Here is an 18,073-nt window from a genome sequence, read left to right on the forward strand (position 1 = left end):
AAAAATTCCGCTGATCTTCTGCTTTTGAATCTGCATCGCCATCAGCGCGCGAAATAGTGGCTAAATCAGGCGGTGATGGATACAAACCTAATGTAAAATCACTTTCACTTTTACCGGGCTTAAGATGGCAGCCGGCACACATGCCATTGTAATCGGCACCTCCTTTGAGCAAACGATCAACCGTACCGAGATCAGCCGGTACTTCAATGTCCTGCGAGGCACGCGCAATCGAATTTTCACGCAAGGTCTCTAGTGTCCACGTGGTAATATCGTAATGAGGATCATCTGCTCCCATCGGATATAAACCCGAGTAGAGAAACGCCACGCCTCCCAGCACAGCAACCCCAGCCATGGCTATCAGTCGCTTGAAACACGCACCTTTTTTTAAAACTGTCATCCAATACTCTCCGCTGACAAACCGCCCTTGCCACTCGTTCGGCAAGGGCTCATGCATGTCGCTGTTTTTATTTTATTACTCAGCTGGCTTATGGTGACCAGGCTTTACCTCATCGCCATGCCCATGAGATGAAGCGTCGTCTGACTCTGCTGAGCCGTGAGATGAGGCGGCGTCTGGCTCTGCAGAGCCATGCTGCATGGTGCTCATGCACTGTTGCATCATGGCCATCATCACAGGATCACTCATATCCATTTTGCCAGGGTCCATCGTACTCATATCGCCACACTCAGGGCTCTCTGCATTTTTCATATGCTCTTTTTCACTATGCGCCTGTACAGAAAATGCCAGCATGAGTGCAGGAACAGCAATAAGTACGCTTAATTTTTTGTTTTTCATGATTGATTCCTGATTATTTTTAATAATATGTGTTCATTTGTGTTTAAAGCACGCTTAAAAGCAGCACTTTAAAACCAGAATTTTACGCCTACGACATAACGGGTATCACGAACGGACTCATTAGCGGCCCGCGCGATATCAGCCGTTTGCCCCACCTTACTGGTCCACTCAACACCCACATAAGGTGCAAACTGACGGGTGATTTCATAGCGCAAACGCACACCTAAAGCAGCATCAGTAAGACCACTGCCTAACCCATTTTCGATATCATCCTGCCCATAAAAATTCAGTTCAGCACTCGGTTGTAAAACCAGCTGTTGAGTGAACAATAACTCGTACTCCGCCCCCAGTGAAAAAACCGTGCGGCCACTTTCACCGAGATAAGCGGTCATATCCAATTCAAACCAGTAAGGAGCGAGCCCTTGCAAGCCCGCAGCCAACCACTGCCGATCAGTGCCTTCATCATACTGATCCAGCCGTACGCCCCACTGAGTATTAAAATAGGCACTACTCGCATGACTCCACAACAGATCTGTCTGGCTTTCTTCAAGACGTCCGTCGGCGATATCACCTTCCAGTTTAATAGTCAGGCGATCATAGGTCGTTCCATACCACCCCTGAAGCTCAAATACGCCGGTCTCACTGTCGGCGTCATATTCGACACGATCGCCCAGAATCGCCCAGAACTTATGCTCGTCGGCCAATTTAAGTTGACGCGGCCCTCCCAGCGCATAAGGGCCTTTTTCTAACGTATAGCCATCAGAATAGGCATGCGGATCACGCGCATCGGCGGGCGCTTCACCGCCCTGCGCTTTTGCAGTGTTTGCATCAGTGCCGGCAGCATAGGCCAGCAACGGAGAGGTACTCATTGCTAATGCAGCAATGACGGTCAGAGGTTTTAGTCGTTTAACAAAAGTAACTGGTTTCATGACACTACCACCTCGCGGAACATGCCCGCATCCATATGGAAAAGAAGATGACAATGCCAGGCCCAACGGCCGAACTCATGCGGTGTTGTCAAAAAGCTCACACGTTGTGCGGGTTGTACCGAAATAGTATGACGGCGCACCAATAAATCGCCCTCCGCTGACTCCAGATCGCTCCACATACCATGTAAATGCATGGGATGCGTCATCATAGTGTCATTCTGCAAAATAACGCGTACTCGCTCACCATGAAGCAGCGATACGGGCGTACTCTGACCAAACTCCAAGCCATCAATAGACCAGCTATAGCGTTCCATATTACCGGTGAGATGTAGCTCTATCTCGCGCGTTGGCACACGATCATCGTCCAGCACACCCGTGACGGAACGCAAGTCAGCCAGTGTTAATACCCGCCGGCCATTGTTACGCAGCCCGATACCCGGATCATCCAGATTGGTACGCGGTGTATCGACACGCATATCGACAGATGGGCCATATTCAGTACTGGCATGTCGAACGGTTTGTGAAGGCGTCGCCAGAGGATTAGTCTCCATGCTATGTCCCATGGCACTGTGATCCATTCCTTTCATGGCGCTGCGATCCATAGCTGGTTTCATAGCACTATCATTCATGCCTTTCATAGCGCTGTGATCTATAGCTGGTTTCATAGCACTATCATTCATGCCTTTCATGGCACTGTGATCTATAGCTGGTTTCATAGCACTATCATTCATGCCTTTCATGGCACTGTGATCTATAGCTGGTTTCATAGCACTATCATTCATGCCTTTCATGGCACTGTGATCTATAGCTGGTTTCATAGCACTATCATTCATGCCTTTCATGCCTTTCATGCCTTTCATGGTGCTGTGATCCATGCCTTTCATAGCGCTGTGATCCATAGCTCCCATCATGTCAGTCATTGCCAGCCATTCAACAGGGTCAAGCTCCGGCACAGCAGCAACCATACCCGGACGAACGGACAAGGTGCCGCTGGCGTAACCGGATCGATCCATGCTTTGTGCAAAAATCGTATAGGCATCGTCCTGAGGATCAACCAGCACATCATAGGTTTCACCGGGGCCAAAACGGAACTCATCTACCCTGACCGGTTTCACATTTTGTCCATCGGCCTGCACAACGGTCATACTCAGACCCGGAATCCGAACATCATAAAAACTATTGCTGGAGCCATTAATAAAACGCAGACGCACCCGTTCGCCTTTGTTAAATAATCCGTTCCAATTCCCCGCTGGCGTCATGCCATTCATCAGATACGTGAAGGTTGTGGCTGAAAGATCCGCTAAATCGGTAGGATTCATCCGCATCTGATTCCACATCTTGCGCTTGTTAAGCGCACCGCTGGTCCCCAACGTTGAGGCATCCTGTAAAAACTCACCGACTACCGGCTGATTGAAGTTATAAACATCACTTTGCACCTTCAATTTTGAAAATGCAGACATCGGATCTTCATCGCTCCAATCGGAGAGCTGTATCACATGATCTTGCTCCGCCCGGAAAGATTCGCCTTCACGTGGTTCAACAATGATGGCGCCATACATGCCGGTCATCTCCTGAAAACCACTATGGGAGTGGTACCAGTACGTCCCGCTTTGTTGTAACGTGAAGCGATACTCAAAGGTCTCTTGCGGTGCTATACCGCGAAAACTTATGCCGGGCACACCATCCATCTCATAAGGAAGAATAATCCCATGCCAATGTATTGAGGTAGAAACTGAGAGACGATTGGTAACGCGAATGGTCACTTCCTCACCTTCGCGTAAGCGCAGAGTCGGAGCGGGAATGGAACCATTGACAGTGGTAGCCATTCGCATAACACCCGTAAAGTTGACAGGGGTTTCAGCAATGATCAAATTTATTTCCTGGCCACTTAAGACAGGGGCCGATCCCAGACGCGTATCATTTGTGTTGGCATAAAGCAGCCTTGGCATCGCTGATAATACACCGCCTGCCGCCAGACCTTTTACAAAAAGCCGCCGGGAAAAACGTTGGCGGGAAATTAACGCTGATTCGTCTTGTTTCATGTTAACTGATGCTCCGGTGCAACCACCTATCATGCAGTTGCTCATGCAGATACGTGTTCATGCAGATAATGAGTGACCGCTATTTATTAAAGAGACTACTTTTCATTTGTAGCTCCTACTCATTTGTAGTTCGTATAGACTAACCGTCCCATACTGACACCAGCATGACCCGAAGATGACAAAGTTGTAATCTTCAGGTCATGCCACTGTGAGCATGCATCCGTTACACTAATTACTTTTCAAGACGGGAGACGAGCCGTGAAACTTCTGGTGGTAGAAGACGAAGCTAAAACCGGCGATTATCTGCGCCAGGGGCTGACAGAAGCAGGGTTTCTGATCACATTGGCTCGCAATGGACTGGATGGCTATCACCTCGCCATGACAGAGCGATTCGATTTAATCATTCTCGACGTTATGTTGCCGGATGTTGACGGATGGCGGATACTCACGTCATTCAGGGAAGCGGGACATCAAACACCAGTGCTATTTCTTACCGCCCGTGACAGTGTGGATGATAGAGTAAAAGGGCTGGAGTTGGGTGCTGATGATTACCTCGTTAAGCCTTTTGCTTTTACCGAACTTCTGGCCAGAGTCCGTTCTTTACTGCGACGTGGCGTCGCACCCAGCGCAACGAACCAACTTAAAATAGCTGACCTTATACTTGACTTACCCCGGCGCAGAGCGACTCGCGCAGGTAGAAAAATAGCACTCAGCCAGAAAGAATTTGCATTGCTGGAACTACTGGTACGTCGACAGAGTGAAGTACTACCCCGTGCGTTAATCGCCTCTGAAGTATGGGACATGAATTTTGACAGTGATACCAATGTTATCGATGTAGCCATTCGAAGACTTCGAGCAAAAGTCGATGACAACTTTGAACCTAAACTTATCCACACCGTTCGCGGTATGGGCTACACGTTAGACGTGGAGGACGATAATGCCTCCGCGTAAAACACGCCCTATCTCACTCACTCTGCGAGTACTGCTATTTGTCAGTATCGCCATAGGGCTAAGCCTGTTCCTCACCGCCTCGCTGGTCATGTCATCTGTAAAACAGCACTTTATTGAGCAGGATTCTGCTGAACTTCATGTCATTACTCAATCCATCGTATCGGTGCTAAAACAATCGAATGACAGGGTCCAGCTACAGAATGCTTTATCGCGTGCAGTTTCCGGCCATCATAGTGTCTATTATCAGGTTGAGAGCAACCAGACGCCGCTACTATATCATTCCAATAATACAGATTTCACACAGACCACAGAATCGCTAAAACCCAGCCAAAGCATCGATGCAGACAGCTTACGCATATGGAAAAGTGATGGGAAAACTTATCGGGGAGCCATCACCACCGCCGCTGAAAAAGGCGTCATTTATCGTATTACGGCAGCCGTCGATATGGGGTTTCACCTGCAATTTCTTGACGAATTCCGTAAGAAATTATGGCTCATTATGCTAGGTTCAGGCATAGCCACTGTATTCATTACCTGGCTCGGTATTCGACAAGGACACCTCCCGCTGAGAGGCTTAAGTAACAGCATGCGTGAAATTGAAACTAACCATCTCAATGTACGTATCGACACGACGGCTGTGCCCATTGAATTACTGGAATTAGCACAATCCTTCAATCATATGCTCGGTCGTCTGGAAGAAGGATTTGAACGCCTTTCACACTTTTCGTCAGATATTGCCCACGAATTACGCACGCCGCTTACTAACCTGATCACTCAGACCCAAGTGACCCTCAGTAAAACCAGAGAGTCGGATACTTACAGGGAACTGATCTATTCCAACTTAGAAGAACTGGAGCGTTTGACCAAGATGGTCAGCGACATGCTGTGGCTTGCCAAATGCGATAACAACCTGATCAAACCTGTATTGGAACCATTGGATTTAACGCTGGAACTTAGCGAACTGTTTGATTTTTTTGAAGCCCTGGCAGAAGAAAAACACATAGTCCTGCTTTTAGAAGGACCGCCAGCTAATATCATGGGAGACCGATCGTTATTAAGACGCGCGCTGTCTAACCTGCTGTCCAATGCCATCCGGCACACCCCGCATGGAGAAACGATTATCGTTAAACTCGAAACGCCTGATAACTACAGAGTAAGTATTACAATTATTAACCCGGGTATTAATATTCCTCGCGAACATCTTTCCAGATTATTTGATCGATTTTACCGGGTCGATCCTTCGCGCCAACAACAAAGCGAAGGCGCGGGACTTGGGCTGGCAATCACCAAGTCAATCATAGAGTCCCATGGAGGCAGTATCTGCGCGCACTCTGATAACCACACAGTCTCATTTTGTATCGTATTACCGCTTCAAAACGAAAGCAGAAAATCTTCCATGTTGTAGGAGTATGCACCTACCGTCAGCGACTCGCTCCACACAAAATCGTTGTCTAACGCGCTGCCTCGGCTCTTAGTTGCCGGCTCTTAAATGAAGAATTTTTCCTACCGTACGATTCCAGTTAGAGGCGCATTCAGGTCCGCAACGCTGCGCCCAACGCGGCAAGATAACCTCCGTGGCAATCTTGTCGCGAATTAGAAGATCAGATTTCGAAGGCTCGACTAAAACCATGTTGCCCGTCTCACCCAGCGAACAAGGACCCGCAGACAAACAGGCCAGCGCTATGGCATCTTCGGTCGCGGTTTCCCTCCACATATTTTCAGTCAGGATTGAAATTTCTTGCTGTAAGAGTTTCTTTTGGGGTTCACTCAACCGGTTCCACTTATTGATATTGATGGCGCCGAATGCCAACCCCCAGCCAACCCGTAGAGTAAATCCATAAGGCGTTAGCTTATATAACTGCGCAGTATACGCTGACATAGTTCCGGTAATAACACAGTCGACCCTATCGTTTGCAAGCGCATTTGGCACATCGTGATAGGCCACGCTGACAGGAATAGCACCCACCCCTTCGACAAAATCGCCAAGCGTGGTTAAAAATACCCGAATCCGCTTTCCTTTCAGATCTTCAATACTGTTCACCGGTTTTTTACACCAGATCATCTGACTGGGAAATGGATACAACATCATCAGTTTAGCGTTGTATTTTTCTGTAAAGGCGCGCTCCAGCGTTGGAAAGTAGGCAGCTGCAACTTTCTTCTGCACGGCAATATTCTGTACCAAAGATGACAGATCAGCCCCTTCGAAAATTTCGCTTTCCTGCATGGCGTACGCTGGCAATCCAAAGGCGAAATCAAATACACCACTTTTAAGCAGGCGCATGATTTCAAAACCGCGCAGGCCCAGCTCATCTTGCGGTTTTATCTCCCCCACGATATCTCCACCGGATACATCAGCAATATGCTGATTCCAGAAGGGCTCTTCATGTTTTGGGTAATTGCTGAAATATCCCCAGGTCCCTACCGCCTTGATGATAATAGTATCGTTCGCGGCCAAAAGGCCGCTGATACCTGACATCGCCAGAACGAGGATGAATGAAGCAGAGTAGTTCTTTAACCTTGTTATAAACACCGACTTATCAAAGCCCCGGAATAATGATTTAATTGAATATCCAGAGTAGCCTTTATTATAGCGTTTGACTATAACCGACCGACCAAGCAACGGGCTAAACAATAGAGCTATGACGGTTACTTTATTTCTAATGGCTGCTTAATTTCTCATTAGTCGCTGAAGTGACTATGATGCTGGCTAGTTTTATTAAGGTACCCTTTTTATGAAAAGTAGTTATCGGTTGGGAATTCGCGGCCGTTTTTTATTGGCGTTTGGTACATTAAGTACGCTTATCCTACTCGCCAGTATTGTTAACTGGGTATCGTTTAACCGCCTTGGCAATGAATTAAATAGCGTGGTGGAAGGCAACATCCGTACTTTGGGTGTAATAGCTGATTTAAAAGAATTAGGCACTAAAATAACCCTGATGGCACCGAGCCTATTGGCGGCCAAAGATGAACACAGTCGTCAGCTAACCCTATGGGAATTAAATTTCAACATCGCCAGCATGAATGACTTATTACCGATAATTTCAGCGGTTACTAAGGATAATCTGGCTCAACAAGTTTTCTTAAAGCAAACAGCAGTTTTAAAGACTACATTGGCTGAGCTTGATAGCAATGTATTCGAAAAACTAAAAATACAGCAACAAAAAATAACAGAAAACCAACGTCTTCGCTGGATAGCATCGAGTTTTTTGATCGATATAAATACACTGATAGAGAAGGTTCAGCTCAACCTGTTTAGCCGTTTTAATCAGGAAAACGCTGATTCCTGGATGATTAGAGACAACTTCGGCACAAAATCAGTTAACGAGATAAATGCCGATTTACAAAGATTATATCGCATCAAGGCAGATGCAAACCTTCTGATTAATTTAGTTGATCGGGCACAGCACTTGCCCGACCTGAATTCACTGATCGCTACACAAATTCATTCTGAAGAAATAATCCAGCGTATCCAACAGGATCTCCAGACAGTTGATGATTTACATGGCATACAACCATTAAATCAAACGGTAGGGAGTATCGTTTTTCTGACGCGTGGTGAAAACAATATGTTTTCCATCCGAAGTAAGGAACGCGCTATTCTGGAGTCAGGTCAGCTATTGCTTACTCAGGCTCGTCAACAACTTGGCAAGCTAAACCTGTTGATTGCAATACAGACCGATAAAACAGAGCAAGCAGCCCAAAGCTCTGCCTACAATGCCCGGGCGACCATCAAAACAGGCCGTATCTGGATGTTATTAATGGTCACAGCCAGCCTCTTATTTTCTATTCTGATTGTTTGGCTCTATGTTGGCCGTAATATGGTGGCGCGAATTACCAGCCTGAATGCCAGCATGCGCTCAATAGCGAACGGAAACCTGGATGAACAGGTACCGATAAAAGGCGATGATGAAATTGGCGCCATGGCACGTTCTCTGGTCAGCTTCCGTGATCAGCTCGCAACATTACAGGAAGAGCTGGTACAGGCAGGTAAACTGGCGGCACTCGGTCAATTATCAGCGGGGATTGCGCATGAAATTAACCAGCCGCTATCGGCAATCGGGCATTATTCACATAACGGTCTGCGCTTGCTTCATGCAGGGCGATTTGAAGAAACTGAGAAAAACTTAAATCAGATCTCCAATCTAACCAAACGTGCCACCACGATTATTACGCGCCTTAAGTCTTTAGCACGACCACAAAAAGATAATCTGGTGGTAGTCGATCTACAGCAAGTAATGGATAACGTCTTGCTCATGCTTGAAGGTGATGAGGTCAGGAAATTAACCACCATAGAGGTGAGTTTCCAACGTCAGAGCAACCGCGTCACTGCCGACCCAGTGCAACTTGAGCAGGTTGTGCTGAATTTGGTGACCAATGCACTGGATGCTATTGCTGATCGACCGAAAAAATTGATTCGCATCGAGTGCCTGCATAATAACGACAGAGTAGAAATTTATGTACGGGACAATGGTCCCGGAATTAGCAAAGAGCTACGTGAGAATATTTTTGAGCCCTTTTTTACGACTAAACGACGTGGCCAGAGCCTAGGGTTAGGTTTGTCTATTTCTTATAACATCATCAATAATTTTGGTGGAAAGTTGAGCGTGGATGATGAATCGGATAGCGGTGCGTCATTCTGTATCCAACTACCAGAGTACCGGAGAAGCAAGTCATGAGCTCAGTCATGAACGCAGCTATTAATAATGGCCAGGTAATCGTCATAGACGATGAAGAAATCGTCCGTGAATCAATGATTCAGACGCTCCAGCTGGAAGGCTATGACGCCATCGCTTTTGAAAACCCCCTCGCTGCTTTAGCAGAGTGCTCCATGGGCTGGATGGGGGTGATTGTCTGTGACGTTCGAATGAATAGCATAGGTGGCCTTGAAGTATTACAAAAAATACTCGAAATAGATCCCGAGATACCGGTGATTATGTTTAGCGGTCATTCCGATATAGCCATTGCGATTCAGGCGATTCGTATGGGTGCATACGACTTTCTGGAAAAAACAGATGATCCGCAGCATCATCTCAATACGGTACAGCGTGCCTGGAAAAAGCGTCAACTGGTACTGGAAAATCGTTCTTTACGACAGGTCATTCAGGGGCAGCACGAAATTGATAATCGCCTGGTGGGCCAGACCGCCTCCATGTGGCGTCTTCGGGAAACGGTTTTACAACTAGCCAATGTTGACGTTGATCTGATTATCAATGGCGCAACCGGTACGGGTAAGGAAGTGGTAGCCCAATGCCTGCATGATTTTAGCCCCAGAGCCAAAAAAAGTTTTGTCGCGCTTAACTGTGGTGCACTGACCGAATCGATCATAGAAAGCGAATTATTTGGCCATGAAGCCGGTGCTTTTACCGGCGCACATAAAAAGCGCATAGGTAAAATAGAGTATGCCAACGGAGGCACCTTGTTTCTGGATGAAATAGAAAGCATGCCGGCGTCTCTTCAGGTACGCCTGCTAAGAGTATTACAGGAGCGCACTCTGCAACGCCTGGGCGGTAATGCAAATATCGATGTCGATATCCGGGTTATTGCTGCCTCTAAAGTTAACCTGCGCGAAGCGTCTGACCAGGGAGAGTTTCGGGAAGATCTATACTACCGCCTGAACGTAGCCAGCATTGAACTCCCCAGCCTTGATCAACGCAAGGAAGATATCCCTGTTTTGTTCTGCCATTTTGCTGACCAGGCCAACCAGCGCTTCGGTCGTGAAAGTCGACCGGTGCCTGAGCTGTTCTTGCGACAGTTAAGCACCCAATCCTGGCCCGGCAATGTACGAGAGTTGCGCAATGCAGCAGAACGTTGGTCACTGGGATTGCCTTCTGCGTATGAAAACAAGGTTGATAGCGACATTCAGACAGCAAAAGAAGGCAATCTTGAAGAGCTTCTTGCCAGCTATGAAGAAGAGATTATTTCTGCTGCGCTGAAAGCGAACAAAGGCCATGTTGAATTGACTGCCCAGACACTTGATATCCCTCGTAAAAAACTCTACCTGCGCATGAAAAAGTATGGACTGGATCGCAGTGACTTTACAGATGAGTGAGTTAAAACTGACTCAACATTGTGCATTATTTATGTCAAAAATGACCCAAAAGATATATTTACAGCTGATATTAAAATTATAACCATATGTTTTTTAACGTATTATTTTAATATCAATGCTTGGCACAGGCATTGCTAAATATAAGGGTAGCAAATGCCCTTGGTATCGCTAATCTATCTTTGATTTGGAGAATAATAATGAAATTTGTCACCACTCGAGCTGCAATCCTGTTTGCATCCTTACTGACATTCGGCTCTGCCGGCAGCGCTTTCGCAGAAACCCAATGGCATATGCCTACCCCTTATGGCGATGCTAACCTTCCGACGCAAATCGCCCACCAGTTTGCCGAAGAGATCAAAAACAACACCGCTGGTGATTTAGATATCATTGTTCATTCGGGTGCATCGCTGATCAAGCATCCGGAAATTCCTCGCGCGGTCAAAACCGGTCAGGTTCAGCTGGGCGAAGTGTTTATCGGCATTATGGGTAACACCCATCCGGTTTTTAAACACGATAATATTCCTTTCCTGGCAACGACTTACGATAGCGCCGAGAAACTCTGGAATGCCGCCAAGCCAGAAGTCGAAAAGCAGCTGAATAAAGAAGGCATGATGTTACTGTACACCGTTGCATGGCCTGCCCAGAGCCTCTACACAAAAGTACCGGTTAACACGCTGGCTGATATCCAAGGGTTAAAGATGCGCGCTTATAGCCCATCAACCTCCCGCTTGGCTGATCTGATGAATACTTCGCCAACAACCGTACAAGTACCTGAGATCCCACAAGCGTTCAGTACCGGCATTATCGATGCCATGATCACCTCACCTTCCACTGGCGTAAATGGTCAGGCATGGGATTACCTGAGCCACTACACAGATATCCGTGCCTGGATTCCGAAAAATGTGGTTGTCGTCAACAAACGAGCGTTCAAGCGTCTGGATAAAAAAACCCAGCAGGTCATTCTTGATGCAGCAACCAATGCCGAAGCCAAAGGCTGGGCTGGCGTTAAAGCTCAAGCACAGAAAGATACACAGATCTTAGCTGATAAAGGAATTATCGTGTCTGAGCCATCGGCTGAGCTAATGGCTGAGCTGAATAAAATCGGCGCAACCATGATCGAAGAGTGGAAAGCCGAAGCCCCTGAAGTTGAGGCTATTCTGACAACCTTCAACCAGTAATCAACGACGCCAACAGGCCCTGCTAAATCAGCAGGGCCATCAAAAAGGGTTGTTATTATGCGCTCTCTACTCGATAAGCTCTATCTTGTATCCGGATACTTATCTGGGTTCTGTATTATCCTGATTACACTCATTATTACCGCGCAAATAGTCGGCAGATTGTTAGGCTTTATTGTCCCTTCTGCGGAAGATTTTTCAGGCTATGCGCTGGCCGCTGCCACATTTTTCGGACTTGCTTATACCTTTCGTGAAGGCGGGCATATAAGAGTCACCCTGGTTATTCAACACTGGAGAAAAGGCCCTCGCTACATTCAAGAGTTATTAGTCCTGATTCTTGCGCTGTTACTGGTCAGTTTTATGTCTTTCTACTCTATTCACATGGTCTGGGAATCTTACATTTTTGAAGAGGTTTCTTTTGGCTATGTTTCAGTTCCGATCTGGATGCCTCAGGTGCCTGTCGCGCTGGGTATTCTTATATTGAATATCGCTATTTTAGATGACGTTATCGCCCTGCTAAGACGCCAGACGCCTTCCTATAAAGTGCACGAAGGCGAAATTCATCTGGAGGAAATTTAATGGACATGACCGTTATCGCAATCTCCCTGGCAGTGTTCATGCTGCTGATGCTGGCACTGGGAGTATGGGTTTCATTAGCACTGTTTGGCGTGGGTGTCTTAGGACTGTTTCTGTCGGGTAATGACCAGATTGGTTTACTATTTGCCACCTCGACCTGGGGAGCAAGTACCTCTTGGTCACTCACGGCACTACCCCTGTTTATCTGGATGGGGGAGATACTGTTTCGTACCCGGCTTTCTGAAGATCTGTTTAAAGGGCTATCACCCTGGTTAAGTGGATTGCCCGGCAAGCTACTGCATGTCAACGTCCTCAGCTGTGGGATTTTTGCCGCGGTGTCGGGTTCTTCAGCGGCCACCGCCGCCACCATCGGCAGAATGACATTGCCAGAGCTCAAGGCTCAGGGATACAGTGACAAAATGGCGATTGGCACACTCGCCGGCTCAGGTACGTTAGGCTTGCTGATTCCGCCTTCGATCATCCTGATTGTTTACGGTGTTGCCGCCGAGGTATCGATTGGTCGTCTGTTCATCGCGGGCGCTCTGCCGGGGTTGTTATTAGTTACATTATTTATGGGCTATACGGCCGCATGGGCGATGTTGAACAAAGACGAGTTGCCTCAGCACGATAAATCGCATGTTTCCTTTGCGGCAAAGATCAAAGCATTGCGCTTACTATTGCCAATAATGGGCTTGATTGGTTTTGTGCTGGGCTCCATTTACGGTGGCTTTACTACCCCAACCGAAGCCGCTGCACTGGGTGTCGTTGGAGCACTATTCCTTGCGGCTGTTACTGGCTCATTGGACAAAAGTAGCTTTGCAGAGAGCTTAACCGGTGCAGTCAAAAGCTCCTGTATGATCGGCCTGATTCTGGCCGGGGCGCACTTTCTGACCCTGGCGATGGGCTTTCTCGGTATTCCCAGAGCGCTGGCAGAATGGATCGGCGATATGGCTCTCTCCCCCGGGATGCTGCTGATCTACCTGACCATTTTATTTGTAGCACTAGGGTGCTTCCTAGACGGTATTTCGGTAGTGGTATTGACCGTTGCCATTGTCTTGCCGATGGTGGAGCAAGCTGGAATCGATCTGCTATGGTTTGGTATTTACATAGTATTAGTGGTCGAAATGTCCCAGATCACACCACCGGTCGGGTTTAACCTGTTCGTCATTCAGGCACTGACCGGTAAAGATATTCTGTATGTAGCTCGCGCTGCGCTACCATTTTTCTTGCTGATCATGTTTGCCGTGGTATTGATCTATCTGTTTCCTGAGATCGTGACCTACCTTCCCACCTCTATGAACCCACGATAATAACAAGTGGGCCGCAGCACTATAAAGTGCCCGGCCCTCTCTCCTACTCTCTCACCAATAACAGAATTATGAAACGAGCATTGGACTGGCAGTCACCACGTCCATTAATCAATCCAAAGCATTAGCGAACATTCAAAATATAAACTGAAAAGTCTGTAATCAGCGATACGTTTTCTCCAACAATAACGCAATCTCACTCGCTGGCACCGGCTTGCTGAAATAAAAGCCCTGTATTTCGTCACAGCCGAGCGCTCGTAACACATCGAGTTGCCGCTGATTTTCTACGCCTTCAGCAATGACGCTTAAATTGAGGCTGTGCGCCATAGCAATAATGGCTGAAACAATGGATTTATCGTCGCCATCATCGGCAAGGTTACTCACAAAAGATTGATCGATCTTCAGGCTGTCAATTGGAAATTGCTTTAACCGGCTCAGTGAGGAATGTCCGGTGCCGAAATCATCGATGGAAAATATAATGCCACGCTGCTTCAGTGTGTTAATGACATCGATGGTATCTTCGATTCTTTCCAGTGAGCTTTCTGTGATTTCAAAATCAAATTGTATAGTATTTTCGGCAGACACTAACTCGTCAAGTATGTTTAAAAGCTGCTTAATCGACTCTTCATTGCTGATTTGACGCCCGGTAATATTGATGGCGATACGTGGCTGCGTCGAAGTATTTTTAAACCATTGTTCGTAATCACTAATGGTTGTACGTAAAACCCATTGACTAATCTTATCGATTAAGCTCATATCATCTGCAATACCAATAAACTTTCCTGGCAGAAGCAGACCTCGTTCGGGATGATTCCACCTTATCAAGGCTTCAATCCCGGTAATTTTCCCATTGGCCAGGCTCACTTGAGGCTGATAAAGTAATTCGAACTCCTCATGTTCAAAAGCACTTCGTAAGCCCTGTTCTATCAGCACACGTTCAATCATATGTGAATTCAAATCGGCAGTATAAAAGCGGTAACAATTTTTACCCATCGCCTTGGCGTGATACATCGCCGCATCTGCCGCCTTCACCATTCCGTCAGTGTCCATCGCATCGTCAGGGTACATGCAAATACCGATGCTTGCCGAAGGATCAATAGTCGCTGTATTGACTGTTATCGGCTGGCGAACTGCCTGGACAATCTTTTCCGTAATCAGACCCGCGGCCCCGGCATGGGCAACTTCCGTCAACACAATGGTGAATTCATCTCCACCAATGCGGGCTACAGTGTCTTCGGCCCGAACACATTTTTTCAACCGTTCAGCCATTTTTTTCAGGTATTCATCACCAATAGCGTGACCCAGTGTGTCATTGATGTGCTTAAACCCGTCCAGATCCAGGTACAACAATGCGATTTTATGCTTATGGCGTTTCGCACCTTCGATCGCCTGTTCCAGATTGGCTCTGAAACGCAGTCGATTGGGAAGCTCTGTTAAGCTATCGTGATGCGCCAGATGAGAAAATCGCTCTTCCGATGCCTTGAGTACACTGATATCAGAAAATATCGCAACATAATGGGTGAGACGTCCCTGTTCATCTTTCACCATGGTGATGTTTTCCCAGGCAGGATAGATATCACCGTTTTTACGTTGATTCCATATCTCCCCTCGCCACTGCCCGTTCTGACTGATGCTGTCCCACATTTTTTTATAAAAGGTTTTGTCGTGGCGTCCTGATTGCTGAAGTTTAGGGTGTTTTCCAACGACTTCATCGGATTTGTAACCGGAGATAACAGTAAACGCTTTATTAACCCTAATAATATTGCCTTCAGCATCGGTCACCATGATGCCTTCATCAGTGTTATCGAATATTACTGCCTCGCGTCGTAGCGACTCATCAGCGTGCTTGCGATAGGTGATATCGACAGCCAAACCAATACAACCGACGACCTGATCGTTAGTATCATATTGGGGTGTAACCTGGGCCTGATAATGCCTACCTTGCCATTCTGACTCATAGTTATTCTGTTTACCCTCCAGAGCCAGAAGGTGTGCCTTGATAGGCAGAGACTCGGGGGATTCTGTTTGTAGAAACTGGTAAAGCGTCTGCCCGACAACTTCATTTGGGCTCATATTCAGAGAGACCAGTCCACCACCGAGGCTTTGGGTGAATTTAAGGTCCTTGTCGATGGACCAAAGATGCAAATCGGCCTGATTAACGAGTAACCGAAGCCGCTCCTCAGCCTCCCTTAATGCCTCTTCGGCCTGCTTGCGTAAGGTAACGTCTTTGAACAGCATAGCAAACTGCCCATTCTCAGTTGCGAAAGCCGATGTTTCATAATGCCTGCCTGTATTGTGGTTGTAATTGGTAAATGATCGTGGTTTTTTTGTAAGAGCAATCTCGCCATATATTTCTATCCAGCATTGCTCAACATCCGGATAAACATCAAGGACTGTTTTACCCACCATGGTACTGGCGTCCATACCTAACTGGGCATCAGACGCCGTATTAGCTTCAAGTATTCTATAATCACAGGGAATGCCTTTTTCATCACAGATAATGTCACATAACATAAAACCTTCGGTCATATGATCAAATAGATATCGGAGTTTTTGTTCGCTTTTCTGTAATGCTGCCTCTGTCTGCCTGCGATCGGTGATGTCATGACTTGTGCCAATCATTCGAACAGGTTTACCCTCTGAATCCCGTTTTATTATTGCTTGCGAATGCACGATACATTCCTCACCATTTTTCCGGATGAGACGATATTCAACATCATAGTCACCTTCATTCGCTAATGCCTTTTTAAGCGCTTTTAGTGTATGAGCATGATCATCTGGATTTATCGCATTCAGATAATAATCATATACGGGTGGAATCTCTCCTGGCTCAAGTCCAAACATTCGATACAGCTCATCCGACCACGTTACTTCATTACTGCTTACATCCCAGTCCCAACTCGCAAGATGGGCAATCTTCTGAGCTTCATTGAGGTTTTCCTCCCTTTCTCTAATATGTTGCTCACTCGTCTTAAGGCGAGTATTTAAACGTCCTACCCATATCGCCAGACCCAGAAACACTAGCGCGAGTGAGACTGCCGCGGCGATAACAGCATAGATTTTTCTATGGTCATGAGGGTTAGGGGTGGGGTCAAAAATAAATCCGTTAAGCAAATCATAATCAACGTCGGTAGATCCAAGCGCGACGAAATTTTGTGCAATAACTCGCCAGCGACCTGGATTAATATGTCCGATCTCGACCAGATCAGGCAAAATCAGGCTACGCATAGCCTCCGCCTCAAACTTAAGGTGAGACACACTTTTCGTTAAATTGTATTTAGTGCGGATCAGATCGATGATCTCATCGGAGTGCTCCATCGCATATCCCCAGCCCTTTAAACTGGCAGCAAGGAAGGCCTTTGCTCTTTCTGGATGGTTTTCTATTTCTGATTCAGTTGTAAACAGCACATCGCCATAGGACTCGATGCCATAGTTAATGGGGCTAATGATTCGGTAAGGTACGCCTTGCTCTTGAAGGAGGTAGGGCTCATTGGTGAGATAGCCATTAAAGGCATCTATGTGGCCGCCAACCAGATCCTGTATATTAAAACTTGCGGGTGTCAGATTGACCTTATTGGCGGGGATGCCCTCTACTTGCAGCATGGCAAGCAGTTCACTCGTGGATCCCGGGTTATACATCACCCGTTTGCCGGCAAAATCATGTACACCACTAATGCCTGAATCCTCGCGCACAATCCAGGCGGAAGGTGATTTCTGAAAAATATCAGCCAATACCACAACGGGTTTACCCGCTAATCGCTCCATTACCAGGCTACTATCGGCTATTCCGTATTCGGTCGTGCCAGAAAGCACCTCATCAATAGATGATTTGAGGCCGGGCGCATGGGCATTAATCTTTACATCAAGCCCCGCCTCCTTGTAGAAACCTTTCTCCAGGGCCGCGTAGTAACCCGCAAACTGAAACTGATGATAATATTTTAATTGCAGAGTGACGGTTTCAAGTTGTTGACTGGCGGCCACGCAAACAGGCAAGAGGCAGATAAGCAAAAACACCTGCCTGACAAGAGAAGATACGAGTGAACGCCAACAAATCAAACGAACTTGCCGTTGAATAGCATCACAAAACATAAATTAAGCACTCAAGATAGTGTGAGTATTGTGCAGCTAATAAACGATCAACTATAAAGCTCAATTTTTAATTAAACTATCTAATACATGATTCAATCACTTAAAATTAACTCAAAATATTTTAAGCAATGTAACCATAGCGCTACCTGTGTTATTGACATT

Annotated in this window: 13 protein-coding genes; 7 read left to right on the forward strand and 6 right to left on the reverse strand. The window is 46.8% G+C overall.

Annotated features, from left to right (window positions below):
• The 4 genes from Nant_RS10975 to Nant_RS10990 all read right to left on the reverse strand — a co-directional run.
• A partial coding sequence (locus Nant_RS10975) for a cytochrome C oxidase Cbb3 (protein ID WP_082400204.1) occupies positions 1-397 on the reverse strand: 397 nt, incomplete at its 3' end.
• A 75-nt stretch (positions 398-472) separates the two neighbouring features.
• Positions 473-793 (reverse strand): hypothetical protein, encoded by a 321-nt coding sequence (locus Nant_RS10980; protein WP_076495976.1) that lies wholly within the window; start codon positions 791-793, stop codon positions 473-475.
• A 68-nt stretch (positions 794-861) separates the two neighbouring features.
• A complete protein-coding gene (locus Nant_RS10985; protein WP_054341702.1) occupies positions 862-1,722 on the reverse strand; it encodes a copper resistance protein B in 861 nt (286 codons plus the stop codon).
• Entirely contained in the window at positions 1,719-3,764 is a 2,046-nt protein-coding gene (locus Nant_RS10990; protein ID WP_054341795.1) for a copper resistance system multicopper oxidase, read from the reverse strand. Before Nant_RS10990 ends, Nant_RS10985 begins: the two co-directional genes overlap by 4 nt.
• Before the next feature lie 258 nt (positions 3,765-4,022).
• On the opposite strand from Nant_RS10990, the gene Nant_RS10995 reads away from it, so the two are divergent.
• Positions 4,023-4,715, forward strand: a complete 693-nt coding sequence (locus Nant_RS10995; RefSeq protein WP_082400206.1) for a heavy metal response regulator transcription factor — start codon at positions 4,023-4,025, stop codon at positions 4,713-4,715.
• Positions 4,702-6,120, forward strand: a complete 1,419-nt coding sequence (locus Nant_RS11000; protein ID WP_054341704.1) for a heavy metal sensor histidine kinase — start codon at positions 4,702-4,704, stop codon at positions 6,118-6,120. The genes Nant_RS10995 and Nant_RS11000 overlap by 14 nt, the downstream gene beginning before the upstream one ends.
• A gap of 66 nt (positions 6,121-6,186) precedes the next feature.
• Here the strand turns inward: Nant_RS11000 and Nant_RS11005 are convergent, their stop codons facing one another.
• Positions 6,187-7,191, reverse strand: coding sequence for a TRAP transporter substrate-binding protein (locus Nant_RS11005; protein ID WP_054341705.1), 1,005 nt, complete (start codon positions 7,189-7,191; stop codon positions 6,187-6,189).
• A 256-nt stretch (positions 7,192-7,447) separates the two neighbouring features.
• On the opposite strand from Nant_RS11005, the gene Nant_RS11010 reads away from it, so the two are divergent.
• From Nant_RS11010 to Nant_RS11030, 5 genes are all read left to right on the forward strand, one after another.
• Positions 7,448-9,391: an ATP-binding protein gene (locus tag Nant_RS11010; RefSeq protein ID WP_054341706.1), complete on the forward strand. Its 1,944-nt coding sequence runs from the start codon at positions 7,448-7,450 to the stop codon at positions 9,389-9,391.
• Positions 9,392-9,399: 8 nt separating this feature from the next.
• Positions 9,400-10,764 carry a sigma-54-dependent transcriptional regulator gene (locus Nant_RS11015; RefSeq protein WP_054341796.1) on the forward strand — a complete coding sequence of 455 codons (1,365 nt, stop codon included), beginning with the start codon at positions 9,400-9,402 and terminating at the stop codon, positions 10,762-10,764.
• Positions 10,765-10,961: 197 nt separating this feature from the next.
• Complete coding sequence (locus tag Nant_RS11020) at positions 10,962-11,942, forward strand: TRAP transporter substrate-binding protein (RefSeq protein WP_054341707.1); 981 nt, start codon at positions 10,962-10,964, stop codon at positions 11,940-11,942.
• 57 nt (positions 11,943-11,999) lie between these two features.
• Complete coding sequence (locus Nant_RS11025; protein WP_054341708.1) at positions 12,000-12,518, forward strand: TRAP transporter small permease; 519 nt, start codon at positions 12,000-12,002, stop codon at positions 12,516-12,518.
• Complete coding sequence (locus Nant_RS11030; RefSeq protein ID WP_054341709.1) at positions 12,518-13,825, forward strand: TRAP transporter large permease; 1,308 nt, start codon at positions 12,518-12,520, stop codon at positions 13,823-13,825. Before Nant_RS11025 ends, Nant_RS11030 begins: the two co-directional genes overlap by 1 nt.
• 159 nt (positions 13,826-13,984) lie before the next feature.
• Here the strand turns inward: Nant_RS11030 and Nant_RS11035 are convergent, their stop codons facing one another.
• Positions 13,985-17,830 carry an EAL domain-containing protein gene (locus Nant_RS11035; protein WP_162224939.1) on the reverse strand — a complete coding sequence of 1,282 codons (3,846 nt, stop codon included), beginning with the start codon at positions 17,828-17,830 and terminating at the stop codon, positions 13,985-13,987.
• Between the last annotated feature and the right edge of the window lie 243 nt (positions 17,831-18,073).

The sequence above is a fragment of the Neptunomonas antarctica genome (assembly GCF_001305295.1).
Classification (GTDB): Bacteria; Pseudomonadota; Gammaproteobacteria; order Pseudomonadales; family Balneatricaceae; genus Neptunomonas; species Neptunomonas antarctica.

Bases quoted from the DNA above. Each gene is read 5' to 3' on its own strand.
- Nant_RS10985 (WP_054341702.1), bottom strand. From the start codon at position 1,722: ATGAAACCAGTTACTTTTGTTAAACGACTAAAACCTCTGACCGTCATT.
- Nant_RS10990 (WP_054341795.1), bottom strand. From the start codon at position 3,764: ATGAAACAAGACGAATCAGCGTTAATTTCCCGCCAACGTTTTTCCCGG.
- Nant_RS10980 (WP_076495976.1), bottom strand. From the start codon at position 793: ATGAAAAACAAAAAATTAAGCGTACTTATTGCTGTTCCTGCACTCATG.
- Nant_RS11000 (WP_054341704.1), top strand. From the start codon at position 4,702: ATGCCTCCGCGTAAAACACGCCCTATCTCACTCACTCTGCGAGTACTG.
- Nant_RS11005 (WP_054341705.1), bottom strand. From the start codon at position 7,191: ATGTCAGGTATCAGCGGCCTTTTGGCCGCGAACGATACTATTATCATC.
- Nant_RS11025 (WP_054341708.1), top strand. From the start codon at position 12,000: ATGCGCTCTCTACTCGATAAGCTCTATCTTGTATCCGGATACTTATCT.
- Nant_RS11020 (WP_054341707.1), top strand. From the start codon at position 10,962: ATGAAATTTGTCACCACTCGAGCTGCAATCCTGTTTGCATCCTTACTG.
- Nant_RS11010 (WP_054341706.1), top strand. From the start codon at position 7,448: ATGAAAAGTAGTTATCGGTTGGGAATTCGCGGCCGTTTTTTATTGGCG.
- Nant_RS11015 (WP_054341796.1), top strand. From the start codon at position 9,400: ATGAACGCAGCTATTAATAATGGCCAGGTAATCGTCATAGACGATGAA.
- Nant_RS11030 (WP_054341709.1), top strand. From the start codon at position 12,518: ATGGACATGACCGTTATCGCAATCTCCCTGGCAGTGTTCATGCTGCTG.